The organism is Kitasatospora sp. NPDC056783, assembly GCF_042789895.1.
Taxonomy (GTDB): Bacteria; Actinomycetota; Actinomycetes; order Streptomycetales; family Streptomycetaceae; genus Kitasatospora.
Map to the genome: position 1 here is coordinate 1 of NZ_JBHUAF010000187.1, position 15,774 is coordinate 15,774.

Genomic DNA, 15,774 nt, shown 5'->3' on the forward strand with positions numbered 1-15,774 from the left:
GGGCGCGGGGTTGTCGGCTGTGCGGTGGTCACTCGGCCCGCGTGGCTGGGGTGTGGACGTTTGCGGGCGGTACTACGCCGCCGCCTCCCCCCCCCGGGGCCCCCCCCCCCGGGGGGGGGGCACCGCTGTTTTCGGGCCCGGGTCCGGGCCCGGGCCGCCCGGGGATTGTCGGTGGCGGGCGCTAGGGTCCCGGCATGAGTGTGCCGGTGATCGGGGACGGGGAGCGTCGGGCCAGGCTGGGCCGGCGGCAGTTGTTGGCGCCGTCGGTGCGGGCGGCGCGGGTGGAGGACGTGGCCGACGCGGTGGTCGGGCTGCACGCGACGGACGCGGCGACGGTGTACCTGTCGGCCTGCGCGCGGCTGGCGGAGCCGTCGGCGGCGGCGGTGGACCGGGCGCTGTACGAGGACGTCTCGCTGGTGAAGCTGCTGTCGATGCGTCGGACGATCTTCGCGGTGACGGAGGGCCTCGCCCCGTACGTGAGTTCGGCGGCGGCTCGGGCGATCGCGGCCAAGGAGCGGGCGACGCTGCTGAAGCACCTGCGGGACTTCGCCGAGGGCTGGGACGAGGCCCGGTTGGCGGGGGCGGAGCGCGAGGTGCTGGCCGCGCTGGCCGTGCGGGGCGAGGCGACGACCAAGGAACTCGCCGAGGACGTGCCGCAGTTGCGCGAGACGATGCTGATGTCGGCGGGCAAGCCGTACGCGGCGGCGCAGAGCGTGGGCAGCCGGCTGCTGCGGCTGCTGGCCTCGGACGGGCACGTGCGCCGCTGCCGTCCGCGCGGTTCCTGGCTGAGCAGCAGCTACCCGTGGGCGCTGGTGCCGCAGTGGCCGGAGGTGCCGGTGCGGGAGGCCAAGGCCGAGGTGGTGCGGCGCTGGCTGGCGGCGTACGGGCCGGGGACGGTCGAGGACGTGAAGTGGTGGACGGGCTGGACGCTGGGGGACGTCCGCCGGGCGCTGGCGGACCTCGGTGCGCTGGACGTGGCGCTGGCCGACGGGACGGCCGCGCTGGTGCTGCCGGGGGACGAGGGGCCGGTGGCGGAGCCGGAGCCGTGGGCGGCGCTGCTGCCGGCGCTGGATCCGGCGGTGATGGGCTGGCGCGGGCGGGACTGGTACCTGCGGCCGCGGGACGTGCCGGTGCTGTTCGACCGGGCGGGCAACGCCGGGCCGACGGTGTGGTGGTGCGGCGAGGTGGTGGGCGGCTGGGCGCAGCGTGCCGACGGCGAGGTGGTGTGGCGGCTGTTCCGGGACGTCGGGGCGCGGGCGGCGGGGGCCGTCGCGGTGGAGGCGGAGCGGTTGGCGGGCTGGTTGGGGGAGGTGCGGGTGACGCCCAGGTTCCGGACGCCGCTGGAGCGGGAGCTCAGGGGCTGAGGGGGCTGAGGGGGCTCGGGAGCCGCGGTGGGCTGAGGGGCTGAGGGAGGGGCTGAGGGGCTCAGGGACTGAGGGCGGGTGGTGTGCCCTGCTGGGTGGCGGGTCCGCCGGTGGGGGTGGGTCCGCCGCCGGTGGGCCGGGTGGGTCGGGGCGTGGGCTTCGGGGTGGGGCTGGGCTGTTCCGGGTCGGTGGGCTTGGGGGGCTGCGGGCTGGGGCCGGCCGCGCCGGTGGCGGGTGCTTCGGGGGTGGCGGGGGCGCTGGGGGCCTGGGTGGGGGCGGGGCCGGCGGTGGCGGGGCCGGTGCTCGGGGTGGTGGTGGCGCTGGGGCTGGTGGTCATGGGTGCGGTGGGGAAGATCGGGCCGGTGGGGACGGCGGGTCCGGTCTGGAGGTCGAAGTCCTGGGTGGGGGCGCCGTCGAGGGCGGCTGTCATGTAGGCGGTCCAGATCCGGGTGGGGAAGGCGCCGCCGTTGATCCGGGTGAATCCGGCGGTGCCGGCCAGCGGCTCCTTGGCGTGGGTCTTCGGGTTCTCCCGGAACAGGCCGACGGTGGTGGCGAGTTCGGGGGTGTAGCCGGCGAACCAGGCGGAGAGGTTGGAGTCGGTGGTGCCGGTCTTGCCGGCGGCGGGGCGGTTCAGGTCGAGGGCGGCGGAGCCGGTGCCGCGCGGGCTGATGACGTCGCGCAGCACGTCGGTGACGGAGTCGGCGATCTGCCGGTCGAGTGCTTCGGTGGCCTTGTGTTCAGGCATTTTGGGGATGTCGACGGAGCCGCCGGGGTTGACGCGTTCGAGCGTGAGGACGGACCAGGGGGTGTGCGCCTGGCCGTGGGCGGCGAGGGTGGCGTAGGCGCCGGCCAGGTCGAGTGCGCTGGGGGTGGCGGTGCCGAGGGTCATCGAGGTGTTGGCCGGGTCCATGCCGCGGACGCTGTCGGGGATGCCGAGTTTGACGGCGGTCTCGCGGACGCGGGCGAGTCCGGCGTCCACGCCTTCCTGGGCGTAGACGGAGTTGACGGACTTCACCATGGCCTGGCGCAGGGTGATGGTGCCGTAGTCGGTGTCGTCCTCGTTGGGTGGGGCGTAGGGGGTGGGGCCGCCGGTGACGGGGCGTTCGCTGGTTCCGTCGTAGCGGGATTCGGTGGTGATCGGGCGGCCGTCGACGGTGTGCTGGGCGATCAGGCCGGCGGCGAGGTCGATCGGTTTGAAGGTGGAGCCGATCTGGTTGTCCTGGCGCAGCGCGTCGTTGAAGGGCTGCTTGACGTAGTCGGGGCCGCCGTAGACGGCGACGACCCGGCCGGTGGCGGGTTCGACGGAGGCGCCGGCGACCCGGACGTCGGTGTCGGTGGTGGGGCGGGACTGGGGGTCGAGTTCGCCGGTGAGCTGTTCCTGGACGGCTCGGGCGAAGGCGTCCTGGCGGGGTTTGTCGAAGGTGGTGGTGATGCGCCAGCCGCCGGACTTGAGGGTGGCGGCGTCGAGGGTGCCGGAGGAGATGAGGTAGTCGTCGGCGACGCCGACCAGGTAGCCGGCCTGGCCGGCCAGGCCGGTGGCGGGCTTGGGGTCGATCGGTTCGGGGAAGGTGGTGGCGGTGCGGTCGGCGGGGGTGAGGAAGCCGAGTTGGACCATGCCGTCGAGGGCGTAGTGCCAGCGGGCGATCGCCTTCTCGCGGTTGGCGGGGGTGGCGGTCCTGACGTCGTAGAGGCTGGGGGCCTGGAGCAGTGAGGCGAGGTAGGCGCCCTGGCCGAGGGTGAGCTGGGAGGAGTCGACGCCGTAGTAGGCGTGGGCGGCGCTCTGGATGCCGTAGGCGCCGCGGCCGTAGTAGCTGCTGTTGAGGTATCCGGCGAGGATCTCGCTCTTGTCGAGCTGTTGGTCGACCTTGAGGGTGATGAGCAGTTCGCGGCCCTTGCGTTCGAGGGTGCGGTCCTGGGTGAGGTAGTAGTTCTTGACGTACTGCTGGGTGATGGTGGAGCCGCCCTGTTTGCCCTTGCCGGTCAGGGTGTTCCAGCCGGCCCGGGTCAGGCCCTTCAGGTCGATGCCGCGGTTCTGGTAGAAGGTGCGGTCCTCGGCGGAGACGACGGCCTGTTGGGTCTGGAGCGGGATCTGGCCGATGGTGACGTCGGTGCGGTTGACGGCGCCGGTGCGGGCGATCTCGGTGGTGCCGTCGGCGTAGAGGTAGATGTTGTTCTGGGCGACGGCGTGGGCGTTGGGGTCGGGCACCGGGACGATGACGTAGAGCACGGCGAAGCCGCCGGCGGCGAGCAGCAGCAGGGTGGCGAGGGTGCCGAGGGTGACCCGCCAGGTGGGCAGGAGCCGGCGCCGGAACGGGAGGGCGCGGCGGGCCGCGCGGCGGGCGGCCCGTTTGGCCTGGCGGCGGGTGCTCAAGGTCATGGCGAGATTATCTGCTATTTGACGTTCGGTCAGGTGGGAAAAACCGGGTGCGGGTGGTGGGGGCCGGCGGTACGGTGAAAGGTGCAAACCACATAGCGCACCCACTTTCGCAGCTCCGCTCGCCCGCTCGGTACCCCCGGGTCCGGACGGTCGGAGCCGCTGGGGTGTGCGCGGATGTCGTCGGGCGCTCTTCTCTGCCCATATTTGTCGACAAGGAGACAATATGCTCTACGCCGCCGTCGCTCGCGGCACCTTCCGCCGCTACTCCACCTACCGGGCCGCCACCGTGGCCGGCACCTTCACCAACACCGTCTTCGGCATCATCCTGGCCTCCTCCTTCCTCGCCCTCTGGCAGGCCCGCCCCAACCTCGGCGGCTACGACCAGAGCCAGGCCGTCACGTACATCTGGGTCAGCCAGAGCCTGCTGGTCACCGTCGCGGTGTGGGGCGGCGGCTTCCAGGACGACCTCCAGGCCCGCTTCCGCAGCGGGGACATCGCCGTCGACCTCTACCGCCCGGTCGACTTCCAGTGCTGGTGGCTGGCCTCCGACCTCGGCCGGGCCGCCTTCCAGGCGCTGGTCCGCGGCACCGTGCCGATGCTGGTCGGCGCGCTGGTGTTCCGCATCCGGCTGCCCGAACACCCGCTGACCTGGGTGCTGTTCCTGTGCTCGGTCCTGCTCGCGGTGGTGGTCAGCTTCGGGCTTCGCTTCCTGGTCTCGATCACCGGGTTCTGGCTGCACGACTCGGAGGGGGTGCGCTCGGTGATGCTGGTGGTGTCGATGTTCTTCTCCGGGATGCTGCTGCCGATCGGGCTGTTCCCCGGCTGGCTCGGCGACCTCGGCCGGGTGCTGCCCTGGTCGGCCCTGGTGCAGGTCCCCACCGACGTCTTCCTGGAACGCCGCGGCGCCGGCGCGGCGCTCGGCACGCTCGGGTTCCAGCTCGGCTGGGCCGCCGTGCTGCTCGCCGCCGGCCGGGGCGCCCAGTGGCTGGCGACCCGCAAGGTGGTGGTCCAGGGTGGCTGAGCAGCTCACGCGCCCGCCCTCCCCGGGCGCCGACTTCGCCGGGGAGCCCTTCCTCCGGGACGCCCCGGTGCCCCGCGCCGCCTGGGCGCTGCGCTCCTGGTGGCTCTGCGCCCGGATGTGGATGCGCTCGATGATGGCCTACCGGGCCTCCTTCGCACTGAACCTGGCCGCCAGCCTGGTCATCCACTCGCTCGACTTCGTGGTGCTGGTGATCATGTTCCGGCACACCGACCGGCTCGGCGGCTGGAGCCTGCCGGAGATCGCCTTCCTGTACGCCACCGCCACCTTCTCGCTCGGCGTCGCCAACATGGCGGTCGGCTCGGTGGACGCCCTCGGCGAGCGGATCGTCAGCGGATCGCTGGACAGCATGCTGATCCGGCCCGCGCCCGCGCTCGCCCAGCTGTGCGCCGAACGCTTCTCGCTGCGCCGGATCGGCCGCCCGCTCCAGGCCGTGGTGGTGCTGGTCTGGTCGCTGGCCGCGCTGGACGTGCACTGGACCTGGGACCGGGTGCTGCTGGTGCCCGTGCTGCTGGTCTGCGGCACCGTCATCTTCTGCGCGATCTTCGTCGGCGGCGCCACCGTCCAGTTCTGGTGGGGCGAGTCCAAGGAACTCCAGAACTCCTTCACCTACGGCGGCGCGACCCTGCTGCACTACCCGCCGACCATCTTCGCCAAGGAACTGGTCGCCGGGGCGGTCTTCGGCGTCCCGCTGGCCTTCGTCAACTGGCTGCCCACGCTGCGCATCCTCGACCGGCCCGACCCGCTCGGCCTGCCCGCCGCCTTCCAGTTCGCCTCTCCGGTCGCCGCCGCGGTCTGCGTCCTCGCCGCCGGCCTCGCCTGGCGCGCCGGGCTGCGCGCCTACCGCGGCACCGGCAGCTGAGCCCTCCCCACCGATCCCTCCCCACTCCAGAAGGAGCACCCATGGCACTGATCGAACTCCAGGACGTCCACCGCACCTTCACCGTACGGGCCCGCACCGGCCGGTTCAGCCGGGTCAAACGCGAGGTCCGCGCGGTGGACGGGCTCGGCTTCACCGTCGAGGCCGGCGAGTGCGTCGGCTACATCGGGCCCAACGGCGCCGGCAAGTCCACCACCATCAAGATGCTCACCGGCATCCTCGTCCCCAGCTCCGGACGGCTGCGGGTGGCCGGCGTCGACCCGGCTCGCGAACGCGTCGCGCTGGCCCGCCGGATCGGCGTCGTCTTCGGGCAGCGCACCACCCTCTGGTGGGACCTGCCGCTGCGCGACTCCTTCGAACTCGCCCGCCGGATCTACCGCATCCCCGACGCCCGGTACCGCGAGAACCTCGGCCGCTGCGTCGAACTGCTCGACCTGGGCGCCCTGCTGGACACCCCGGTGCGCCAGCTCTCACTTGGCCAGCGGATGCGCGGCGACCTCGCGGCGGCGCTGCTGCACGACCCCCAGGTGCTCTACCTGGACGAGCCGACCATCGGCCTGGACGTGGTCAGCAAGGGCAGGGTGCGCGAGTTCCTGCGCGAGGTCAACCGGGACCGCGGCACCACCGTGCTGCTCACCACCCACGACCTGACCGACATCGAACAGCTCTGCGGCCGGGTGATGGTGATCGACCACGGCCGCCTGGTGTACGACGGCGGGCTGGACGGCCTGCACGCCACCGGCCGCAGCGAGCGGACGCTGGTGGTGGACCTCGCGGAGGAACTCGCCCACCCGGTCGAGGTGCCCGGGGCCCGGGTCACCAGGGTCGAGGGGCCGCGCCAGTGGCTGGCCTTCCCGGCGCAGGACAGCGCCGCGCCGATCGTCGCCGCCGTCGCCGCCCGCTACCCGCTGGTGGACCTCTCGGTGCGCGAGCCGGCCATCGAGGACGTGATCGCCCGGATGTACGCGGAGGTCGCGATCGGCTGACCTCCGGGGCCGCCTCCGCGAGTCGCGCTTCCGGCCGTCGTGTTCCCGGCCATCGCGCTTCCGGCTGTCGCACGCCCATGCGATGGCCGGGAGTGCGTTCCGGTCCCCTTAGCCGGTGCGAGTGGTGATCGTTACCTCGACGCTTCACCACGAGTTGATCAATCGTCACTCACCGAGACCGGAACCGGAGGACGGGGATGAGCCTGGACGTCTGCGTGGTCGGACTGGGCAGGGTGGGCCTGCCGCTGGCGGTGCGGATCGCCCTGGGGGGCCACCGGGTGACCGGCGCGGACACCGCGCCCGGCGTGGTGGACGGCGTCAACCGGGGCGTGCCGCCGTTCCCCCGGGAGGAGGGCCTGGACGAGGCGCTCAAGCGGGTCGTCACCGAGGGCCTGCTGCGGGCCACCACCGACACCACGGCCGCGGTGGCCCGCGCCGAGGCCGTCGTGCTGGCCGTCCCGCTGGTCACCGCCGCCGACGGCAGTCCGGACTTCGCCCTGCTCGACGCGGCCACCGACGCCGTCGCGGCCGGGCTGCGCCGGGGCACCCTGGTCAGCTACGAGACCACCCTGCCGGTCGGCACCACCCGGGAGCGCTGGGCGCCCCGGCTGGCGGCCGGGTCGGGGCTCGCCGCCGGGGCCGACTTCGCGCTGGTGTTCAGCCCGGAGCGGGTGAGCGCCGGACGGGTCCTCGCCGACCTGCGGCGCCACCCCAAGCTGGTCGGCGGCCTCGACCGTGCTTCCACCCGCGGCGGCGCCGAGTTCTACCGGGAGGTGCTGGACTTCGACCCCCGCCCGGACCTGCCCCGCCCCAACGGCGTCTGGGAGCTGGCCTCGCTGGAGGCGGCCGAGTTCAGCAAGCTCGCCGAGACCACGTACCGGGACGTCAACATCGCGCTGGCCAACCAGTTCGCCCGGTACGCGGACGAGGTCGGGGTGGACTTCGCGGAGGTCGCCGCGGCCTGCAACTCGCAGCCGCACAGCCACCTGCACCGGCCGGGCATCGCGGTCGGCGGGCCCTGTCTCCCGGTGTACCCGCGGCTCTACCTGTGGAACGACCCGGGCGCGACGGTGGTCCGGGCGGCGCGCGAGGCGAACCTGGCGGTGCCCGGGTACGCGGTGGGCGTGCTGGCGGGGGCGGTGCCTGGGGGGATCGCCGGGCAGGGCGTGCTGGTGCTCGGCGCGGCGTACCGCGGCGGGGTCAAGGAGACGGCCCACTCCGGGGTGTTCCCGCTGGTCGAGGCGGTGCGGTCGGCGGGCGCGCGGCCGTACGTCAGCGACCCGTTGTACGAGGCGGAGGAACTGGCGGCGCTCGGGCTGCCGCCGTACGGCGGGGAGCCGGTGGTGGCGGCGGTGCTCCAGGCCGACCACCCGGAGTACCGGGATCTGACGCCGGCGGACCTGCCGGGGGTGCGGGTGCTGCTGGACGGGCGGCGGTGTACGGACCCGGAGCGCTGGGCGGGCGCGGAGGAACGGCGGATGGTGCTGGGCGGGGCGTGAGGGGGTGGATGCCGCCGGCCGGGGTGTGAGGGCGGATGCTGCCGGCCGGGGCGTGAGGGGCGTGAGGGGCGGGCGCGCGGGCGGGGTGTGAGCGGGCCGGGCACGGCGTGAAACCGGGCCCGTCCGCCGCCTGGCCGCCGCCCGCCCGTCGTGTGGAGCCCCCCGGGGGCGCGTGATCGTGGGCCGCGCCTCCGTTCGCGCCGGTCAGCGGGCAGACTGGCGGGGTGAGTGACGAAGCCTTCAGCGGAACCGGCCCCGGGGTCCGGTTCACCGCGGCCGACGAGCGGAAGAGCCGCGGCGTCCGCCGGATGAAGACCATCGCGACCGGCCTGCTGGCCTTCGCGACCCTGGTCTTCGCCCTCTCCACCTGGGCCAAGGCGGCCGGTGCCGGCCCCTGGGCGGGGTACGTCGCGGCCGCCGCCGAGGCGGGCATGGTCGGCGCGCTGGCCGACTGGTTCGCGGTGACCGCGCTGTTCCGCCGCCCCTTCGGCCTGCCGATCCCGCACACCGCGATCATCCCGACCAAGAAGGACGCCTTCGGCCGCTCGCTCGGCGACTTCGTCGGCGAGAACTTCCTCTCCGGGCACGTGGTGCGCGGCCGCCTCGCGGCGCTCGGCATCGGCCGCCGGCTGGGGGAGTGGCTGGCCGCGCCGGGCAGCGCCGAGCGGGTCACCAAGGAGGCCTCGGCGGCGCTGCGCGGCCTGCTCGCGGTGCTGCGCGACGACGACGTGCGGGCGGTCGTCGCCGAGGCGGTGACCAGGCGGGCCGCCGCCACCTCGGTGGCCGAGCCGATGGGCCGGATGCTCGGCAAGGTGGTCGCGGACGGCGGGCACCACGGGGTGGTGGACCTGGTCGCGGTCCGCGCGCACGGCTGGCTGACCGCCAACCACGAGGAGGTCGTGCGCAAGGTCACCCAGAAGACCCCGGGCTGGACGCCCCGGTTCCTCGACCAGCAGGTCGGCGAGCGGGTCTACAAGGAGCTGATGCGCTTCGTCACCGAGATCCGGGACGACCAGGACCACCCGGCCCGCGGCGCGATCGACAACTTCCTCGCCGACTTCGCGACCGAGCTGCAGACCGACCCGGAGACCATCGCCCGCGTCGAGCGCGCCAAGGGCGAACTGCTGGCCCGCCCCGAGGTGCAGGACCTGATCAACTCCACCTGGGCGGCCGTGCGCACCCTGGTGATGGGGGCGGCCGAGGACGAGGACAGCGAGCTGCGCCGGCGCATCCGCGACGGCGTGCGCCGCTTCGGCGAGCGCCTGGCCACCGACCCCAAGCTCCAGGCCAAGGCGGACGGCTGGCTCCAGGACGCCGCCCAGTACCTGGTGGACACCTACCGCACCGAGATCACCTCGCTGATCTCCGAGACGGTGGCGGGCTGGGACGCCGACGAGGCCTCCCGCAAGATCGAGGCCAACGTCGGCCGCGACCTCCAGTTCATCCGCATCAACGGCACCGTGGTCGGCGCCCTGGCCGGGCTGCTGATCCACACGGTGGCGGTCGCGCTCGGGGGATGACGCCGGTACGGGGGCTGATCCCGGTACGGGGGTCGATCCCGGTACGGCGGCTGATCCGGGTACGTCGGGTCCGGCTTGGGCCTATCCTGGGCCGAACTCCGCGATACGCGCGTAGAAGCACGGAGAAGGAAGAAGGGAACCACCGTGGTCCAGCCGGACGGAAGTCGGATCGGCCCCAGCGTCAGTCGGATCGAGCCCGCCGAGCGGAGCATCGAGGCGTTCATCGCCGGGATGCCCAAGGCGGAGCTGCACGTCCACCACGTCGGCTCGGCCTCGCCGCGCGTCGTCGCCGAGCTGGCCGCCCGGCACGCCGGCAACTCCAAGGTGCCGACCGACCCGGAGGCGCTCGCCGAGTACTTCACCTTCACCGACTTCGCGCACTTCATCGACGTCTACCTGAGCGTCGTGGACCTGGTCCGGGACGCGGAGGACGTCCGCGCGCTCACCTACGGCGTGGCCGAGGACATGGCCCGGCAGAACATCCGGTACGCCGAGCTGACCATCACCCCGTACTCCTCGGTCAAGCGGGGCATCCCCGAGGTCGCCTTCATGGAGGCGATCGAGGACGCCCGGCTGCGCGCCGAGAAGGAGCTCGGCGTGGTGCTGCGCTGGTGCTTCGACATCCCCGGCGAGGCCGGGCTGGAGTCGGCCGAGGTGACCGCCCGGCTGGCCACCGAGCTGGCCCCCGAGGGCCTGGTCAGCTTCGGCCTGGGCGGTCCGGAGATCGGTGTGCCGCGCCCGCAGTTCAAGCCGTACTTCGACCGGGCCCGGGCGGCCGGCCTGCGCAGTGTCCCGCACGCGGGCGAGACCACCGGCCCGGAGACGGTCTGGGACGCGATCCGGGAGCTCGGTGCCGAGCGCATCGGGCACGGCACCCAGGCGGTGAAGGACCCGGCGCTGCTCGATTACCTGGGCGAGCACCGCATCCCGCTGGAGGTCTGCCCGACCTCCAACATCGCGACCCGGGCCGTGGAGCGGATCGAGGACCACCCGATCAAGCGAATGGTGGACGCCGGGCTGCTGGTGACGGTCAACAGCGACGACCCGCCGATGTTCGGCACCGACCTCAACACCGAGTACGTGGTGGCGGCGCGACTGCTGGGCCTGGACGAGGCGGGGGTGGCGGGGCTGGCCCGCAACGCCGTCGAGGCCTCCTTCCTGGACGGGGCGGGCAAGAGCCGACTGGCCGGGGAGATCGACGCCTACCTGGCGGGCTGGCGGCGGGCGTAGCCCCCGGAGCCCCGCTCATCACCGCGTTTCCCCTGGTGAACCGCCCCGTCGACCTCGGTCGGCGGGGCGGTTCCGTTGTCAGGGCCCACTCCGCCCGAGTGGTGGTGCCAAAGTGGTGCCACAAATGGCTCGACGTGGCACCATGACTGTGCCATGCTTTCGGGCATGGACCTCACGCCGTACGTCGAAAACCTCCGGAACGAGCTCGCGGTGGCCGCCGCCACCGGGGGCGACGAAGCCCGCGCGCTGGCCGAACGGCTGACGCTCCCGCTGGAGTCGGCCGTGCGGCTCACCCTGCTCAACGCGCTCTCGGCCGCCATGGGTGAGGTCACCCGCGACCTCGCCCCCGGCTCGGTGGACGTCCGGCTGCGCGGCGTCGATCCGGAGTTCGTGGTCACGGCGCCGCCCGGCTCGGGCGCCTTCCACGGCGATCTGCCGCCGGTGGCGCCACAGCCGGCCCCAGTGGTGCCACCCGTGGTGCCATCGGTGTCCGGGCTGGCGTTCTCGGCGGCATCGGAGTCGGACGAGACGGCCCGGATCAACCTGCGCCTGCCCGCCCAGCTCAAGGCCCGGGCCGAGGAGGCCGCCGGCGAGGCCGGCCTCTCGCTCAACGCTTGGCTGGTCCGGGCCGTGGCCGGCGCGCTGGAGGGCGCCGAACCGGCCCGCCGCCCGGCCGCCGATCCGGGCACCCGGGTCCCGCGCACCCTCGGCGGCCAGAGCTTCACCGGCTGGGTCCACTAGCCAGGGCGCTCGACGCCCGCACGCGTAGCACCGCCCGCACCACCTTCTGCACCTTCGACGTCACCCCCGCTCCGACCAGCGGGAACACCCACACGAGTCAAGAGGACGGGACAGCCATGCCTACGTACGAGACCGACGGACCGATCTCCGCCATCCTCGAATTCGACATCGGCTCGGTCTGGATCAAGGCGAGCAAGCGCACCGACGCCGTGGTCGAGGTCCGGCCCGCCAACCCGGCCAAGGAGGCGGACGTCAGGGCCGCCGAGCAGACCCAGGTCGACTTCTCCGCCGGGCGGCTCGGCATCAAGGCCCCCAAGCAGCGCTCGGTCTTCACCAGCAAGAAGGGCTCGATCGAGGTCCTGGTCGAGCTGCCGGTCGGCTCCGAGGTCCACAGTGAGTCCCCGATGGCCGAGTTCGTCACCGAGGGCCCGCTCGGCGCCTGCCGGCTGAAGACCTCGCTCGGCCGCATCCAGGTCGAGCACGCCGACAGCGCCCGGCTGGACAGCGGCTTCGGAGACGTCCGGCTCGGGGGCACGGCCTGGGACGCCGAGGTGACGGGCGTCGGCCGGATCGAGATCGGCTCCGTCGGCGGCCGGCTGACGGTCAAGAACAGCAACGGCGACACCGAGGTCGAGGAGGTGCGCGGCGCGCTGCGCGCCAACTCCTCCAACGGCCGGATCCACGTCGGTTCCGCCGAGGGGGACGTGGACGCCAAGACGGCGCACGGTCACATCCGGGTCGGCCGGGTGGCCCGCGGCAAGGTCACCCTCCAGACCAACGTGGGGGACGTCGAGGTCGGCATCGCCGAGGGCACCGCGGCCTGGCTCGACGTGCACAGCAAGGTCGGCGGCGTCCGCAACGACCTCGGTCCCACCCAGGGCCCGGGCGACGCCGTCGAGACGGTCGAGGTCCACGGCCACACCCAGGTCGGCAACGTCATCGTCCGGAGGGCCTGATGGCGGCGGTCCCGGCGGTCCCGGCGGTCCCGGCGGCCCCGGTGATCTCGGTGATCTCGGCGATCTCGGCCACGGGGCTCACCAAGTCCTACGCCGACAAGGCGGTCCTGAAGGGCGTCGACCTGGAGATTCCGGCGGGCAGCGTGTTCGCCCTGCTCGGGCCCAACGGCGCCGGCAAGACCACCACCGTGCAGATCCTCTCCACCCTGATCCCCGCCGACGGTGGGACGGCCCGCGTGGCCGGTCACGACGTCGAACGCTCGGCCGCCGGGGTGCGGAAGGCGATCGGGGTGACGGGCCAGTTCTCGGCCGTGGACAACCTGCTGACCGCCGAGGAGAACCTGCTGCTGATGGCCGACCTCAACCACCTCCGCCGTCGGGAGGGGCGGAGGCGGGCAGAGGAGCTGATGCGGCGGTTCGACCTCACCGAGGCCTCCCGTCAGGCCGTCGCCACCTTCTCCGGCGGGATGCGGCGCAAGCTCGACCTCGCGATGACACTGGTCGGGGACCCGGAGGTGATCTTCCTGGACGAGCCGACCACCGGGCTGGACCCGCGCAGCCGGCGCACCATGTGGGAGATCATCCGGAGCCTGGTCGCCGATCAGGGGGTGACGATCTTCCTCACCACCCAGTACCTGGAGGAGGCCGACCAACTCGCCGACCGGATAGCCGTCCTGGACGGGGGCCGGATCGTCGCCGAGGGCACCGCCGAGGAACTGAAACGGATCGTTCCCGGCGGGTGGATCCGCCTGCGGTTCGCGGACACCGCCCGACTGGCCACCGCCGCGGCCCTGTTCGAGCACGCCAAGGCCGACACCGAGGCACTGCGGCTGGACATTCCGGGGGACAACTCCGTCCTCACCGTGAAGGCCGTCCTGGACGCGCTCGACAACGCGTCCGTCCCGGCCGAGTCGTTGGTCGTCGAGACGGCCGATCTGGACGACGTGTTCCTCCAGCTGACCGGGGAGGGCGCGCGATGAGCATCGCCACGGGCACGACCGGCCACGCACTGAGCGACTCACTGACCATGCTGCGCCGCAACCTCAAGCACGCGCTGCGGTACCCGTCGCTGACCTTCGCGGTCGTGGTGATGCCGGTCATGATGCTGCTGCTGTTCAACTACGCCTACGGCAGCACGCTGGGAGCCGGCATCGGCGGCGGCCACTACATCGACTACGTCACGCCGGGCATCGTGCTGATGGCGGCGACCTCCGGGTCGCTGGTCACCGCGATCGGCATCTGCACCGACATGACCGAGGGGATCGTCAACCGCTTCCGCACGATGGCGATATCGCGCTCCGCCTTCCTGGCGGGGCATGTGGTGGGCAGCGTCATCCAGACGATGATCGGCCTGGTGCTGGTGATCGGCGCGGCCCTCGCGATGGGCTTCCGGCCGAACGCCGGGCCGGTGGAGTGGCTGGCCGCCATGGGCCTGCTGCTCTTCCTCACCATCGCCCTGACCTGGATATCCGCAGGCATCGGCCTGGTGGCGAAGACGGTCGAGAGCGCCAGCAACATGCCGATGCCCCTGCAGTTCCTGCCCTTCATCGGTAGTGCCATCGTGCCCACCGACTCGATGCCGGCGGCCATGCGCTGGTTCGCCGAGTACCAGCCCTTCACTCCCATGATCGAGACCCTGCGCGGGCTGCTGATGGGCACCGGGATCGGCACCAGCGCCTGGAGCGCCCTGGCCTGGTGCACGGCGCTGACGCTGATCGGCTACTTCTGGTCGCGGAGCGTCTTCTACCGGCGGTGACGGGAGAGCCCCCACCGGCGGCGACGGGGGTGCGGCCGGTGGTGTGCCGGGCGGTTCGGACAGCGGGGAGACCGTCGTCCGGCTGCCCGGCAGCTCCGTAGTAAAGTCCCGGCAAAAGGCAACTCCGGGGGGAGCAAATGGCAGTGACGCGCCGCCAGAAGGTCGTGTGGTGGCTCCGGGGCGCGGCACTGGCGGCCTTCCTGGTGTACCTCCCGGGCTACCTCTCGTCCCGCCAGGGCGGGCTGGTCGAGGTGGAACGGCTGCTGAACCACCCGGTGCTGCTGCTCGGGACGTCGATCGCGCTGGCCGTGGCCTCGGCGGTGGCCCAGTTCGAGTTCCGCACCCGGTGGGCGCAGATCGGCTGCGCGGCCGTAGTGTCGCCGCTCATCGCCGTCGGGGCGATGGTCGGCGCGTTGGCGTACATCTTCGGCGGCGAGGGCCAGGCCGAGCGGCGGCCCGGCCCGGGTCACCCGGACCGGGTGCTGACCGTCACCAACATCGCCTTCTCGATCGACCCGATCTACCGGGTGGAGCTGGTGTCCGGTACCGGCTGGTCCGCCCGCCACTGGAGCATGGGTACCTGGGACACGGAGGAGGGGGACTTCATCCGCGTCGACTGGGCCGGGCCGGACCTGATCACGATCACCCGGGAGACGAAGCTCACCGCCTTCGACGTCCTCCCGGACGGGAGCCTGGGCGAGCCCCGGGACTTGCCCCTGCCCCGGAACGGGGACGCCCCTCCGCCGTGAGCCGGGGGAGGGGCGCGCCCTTCGCGTCAACGGCGGGGCATCACCAGGTGTCGATGCCCATCGTCTTGGCCGCGCTGTGGACGGCGTTGTAGTGCGGGATCGACATGTCGGACTTCTTCTTGTCGGCCGGAAGGCTCCGGTCGGCGGCCCGGAACTCGTCGCGGGCCTCGGCGAGCAGGCTGGTGCCGTGGGAGACCGGGACGTCCTTGGTGCCGTGCGCCGGGTGGGACTTGGAGGCGGTCTTGCTGCCGGCGTTGATCAGGGTGTTGCGGGCCTGGTTGTAGTCGGCGACCTTGATGGTCTTCGGGTTGCGGAGCTCCGCCTGGACCCCGGCCGTCGACTGCGCCTGTTCGGCGGCCGTGGCGGCGGGCGCGGCAGCGGCGGTGAGCGCACCTGTCATGAGGACGGTGGCGAAGGCGTTCCGAAGGCTCCTGTGCATGAGGGGGTCCCTTTCGATCGGAAAGCGTCGAGGATGCGCCCCGGGATGAGGAGAACGGAACGGTCGGGGCGCGAACGTCTCGGCCTTACCCCGGTGCCTGGAGGCGGAAAACCGGCTTCCGCTCGGGGGATTCGGTGAGGATGAGATCAGGCCTTTTCCCGATTTTGCTTCAATGTGATTGGCGCCCGCCCTGAGCTACGGAACGCGTAAGGGCCCGGCACCTGGGGAGGTGCCGGGC

14 protein-coding genes are annotated in these 15,774 nt (G+C 72.9%); 12 read left to right on the top strand and 2 right to left on the bottom strand.

Translation table 11 applies throughout. The features are described from left to right. Positions 1-194: 194 nt before the first annotated feature. Positions 195-1,364: a winged helix DNA-binding domain-containing protein gene (locus ACFRMQ_RS24440; RefSeq protein WP_380732731.1), complete on the top strand. Its 1,170-nt coding sequence runs from the start codon at positions 195-197 to the stop codon at positions 1,362-1,364. A gap of 61 nt (positions 1,365-1,425) precedes the next feature. On the opposite strand, the gene ACFRMQ_RS24445 is transcribed toward ACFRMQ_RS24440, so the two are convergent. Beyond that, a complete protein-coding gene (locus ACFRMQ_RS24445; protein WP_380732732.1) occupies positions 1,426-3,741 on the bottom strand; it encodes a transglycosylase domain-containing protein in 2,316 nt (771 codons plus the stop codon). A gap of 223 nt (positions 3,742-3,964) precedes the next feature. Here ACFRMQ_RS24445 and ACFRMQ_RS24450 point away from each other — a divergent pair, with 223 nt between their 5' ends. From ACFRMQ_RS24450 to ACFRMQ_RS24500, 11 genes are all read left to right on the top strand, one after another. Next, on the top strand, positions 3,965-4,762 hold the full coding sequence (locus ACFRMQ_RS24450; RefSeq protein WP_380732733.1) for an ABC transporter permease: 798 nt from the start codon (positions 3,965-3,967) through the stop codon (positions 4,760-4,762). Next, positions 4,755-5,642: an ABC transporter permease gene (locus tag ACFRMQ_RS24455; RefSeq protein WP_380732734.1), complete on the top strand. Its 888-nt coding sequence runs from the start codon at positions 4,755-4,757 to the stop codon at positions 5,640-5,642. The genes ACFRMQ_RS24450 and ACFRMQ_RS24455 overlap by 8 nt, the downstream gene beginning before the upstream one ends. Positions 5,643-5,683: 41 nt before the next feature. Beyond that, positions 5,684-6,646 (top strand): ATP-binding cassette domain-containing protein, encoded by a 963-nt coding sequence (locus ACFRMQ_RS24460; RefSeq protein ID WP_380732735.1) that lies wholly within the window; start codon positions 5,684-5,686, stop codon positions 6,644-6,646. Between the two features lie 203 nt (positions 6,647-6,849). Beyond that, entirely contained in the window at positions 6,850-8,145 is a 1,296-nt protein-coding gene (locus ACFRMQ_RS24465; RefSeq protein ID WP_380732743.1) for a nucleotide sugar dehydrogenase, read from the top strand. A gap of 224 nt (positions 8,146-8,369) precedes the next feature. Continuing rightward, the gene (locus tag ACFRMQ_RS24470) at positions 8,370-9,665 is read left to right on the top strand and encodes a DUF445 domain-containing protein (protein ID WP_380732736.1); all 1,296 of its coding nucleotides are present in this window, start codon (positions 8,370-8,372) and stop codon (positions 9,663-9,665) included. Between the two features lie 189 nt (positions 9,666-9,854). Next, positions 9,855-10,895 carry an adenosine deaminase gene (locus ACFRMQ_RS24475; protein ID WP_380732744.1) on the top strand — a complete coding sequence of 347 codons (1,041 nt, stop codon included), beginning with the start codon at positions 9,855-9,857 and terminating at the stop codon, positions 10,893-10,895. 165 nt (positions 10,896-11,060) lie between these two features. Next, a complete protein-coding gene (locus ACFRMQ_RS24480) occupies positions 11,061-11,636 on the top strand; it encodes a toxin-antitoxin system HicB family antitoxin (protein WP_380732737.1) in 576 nt (191 codons plus the stop codon). Positions 11,637-11,752: 116 nt separating this feature from the next. Next, complete coding sequence (locus ACFRMQ_RS24485) at positions 11,753-12,592, top strand: DUF4097 domain-containing protein (RefSeq protein ID WP_380732738.1); 840 nt, start codon at positions 11,753-11,755, stop codon at positions 12,590-12,592. Continuing rightward, the gene (locus ACFRMQ_RS24490) at positions 12,592-13,572 is read left to right on the top strand and encodes an ATP-binding cassette domain-containing protein (RefSeq protein WP_380732739.1); all 981 of its coding nucleotides are present in this window, start codon (positions 12,592-12,594) and stop codon (positions 13,570-13,572) included. The genes ACFRMQ_RS24485 and ACFRMQ_RS24490 overlap by 1 nt, the downstream gene beginning before the upstream one ends. Then, positions 13,569-14,348 (top strand): ABC transporter permease, encoded by a 780-nt coding sequence (locus ACFRMQ_RS24495; RefSeq protein WP_380732740.1) that lies wholly within the window; start codon positions 13,569-13,571, stop codon positions 14,346-14,348. The genes ACFRMQ_RS24490 and ACFRMQ_RS24495 overlap by 4 nt, the downstream gene beginning before the upstream one ends. A gap of 137 nt (positions 14,349-14,485) precedes the next feature. After that, positions 14,486-15,097: a hypothetical protein gene (locus ACFRMQ_RS24500; protein ID WP_380732741.1), complete on the top strand. Its 612-nt coding sequence runs from the start codon at positions 14,486-14,488 to the stop codon at positions 15,095-15,097. Between the two features lie 40 nt (positions 15,098-15,137). Here ACFRMQ_RS24500 and ACFRMQ_RS24505 read toward each other — a convergent pair whose 3' ends face one another. Continuing rightward, on the bottom strand, positions 15,138-15,536 hold the full coding sequence (locus tag ACFRMQ_RS24505) for a hypothetical protein (protein WP_380732742.1): 399 nt from the start codon (positions 15,534-15,536) through the stop codon (positions 15,138-15,140). Positions 15,537-15,774: the final 238 nt, after the last annotated feature.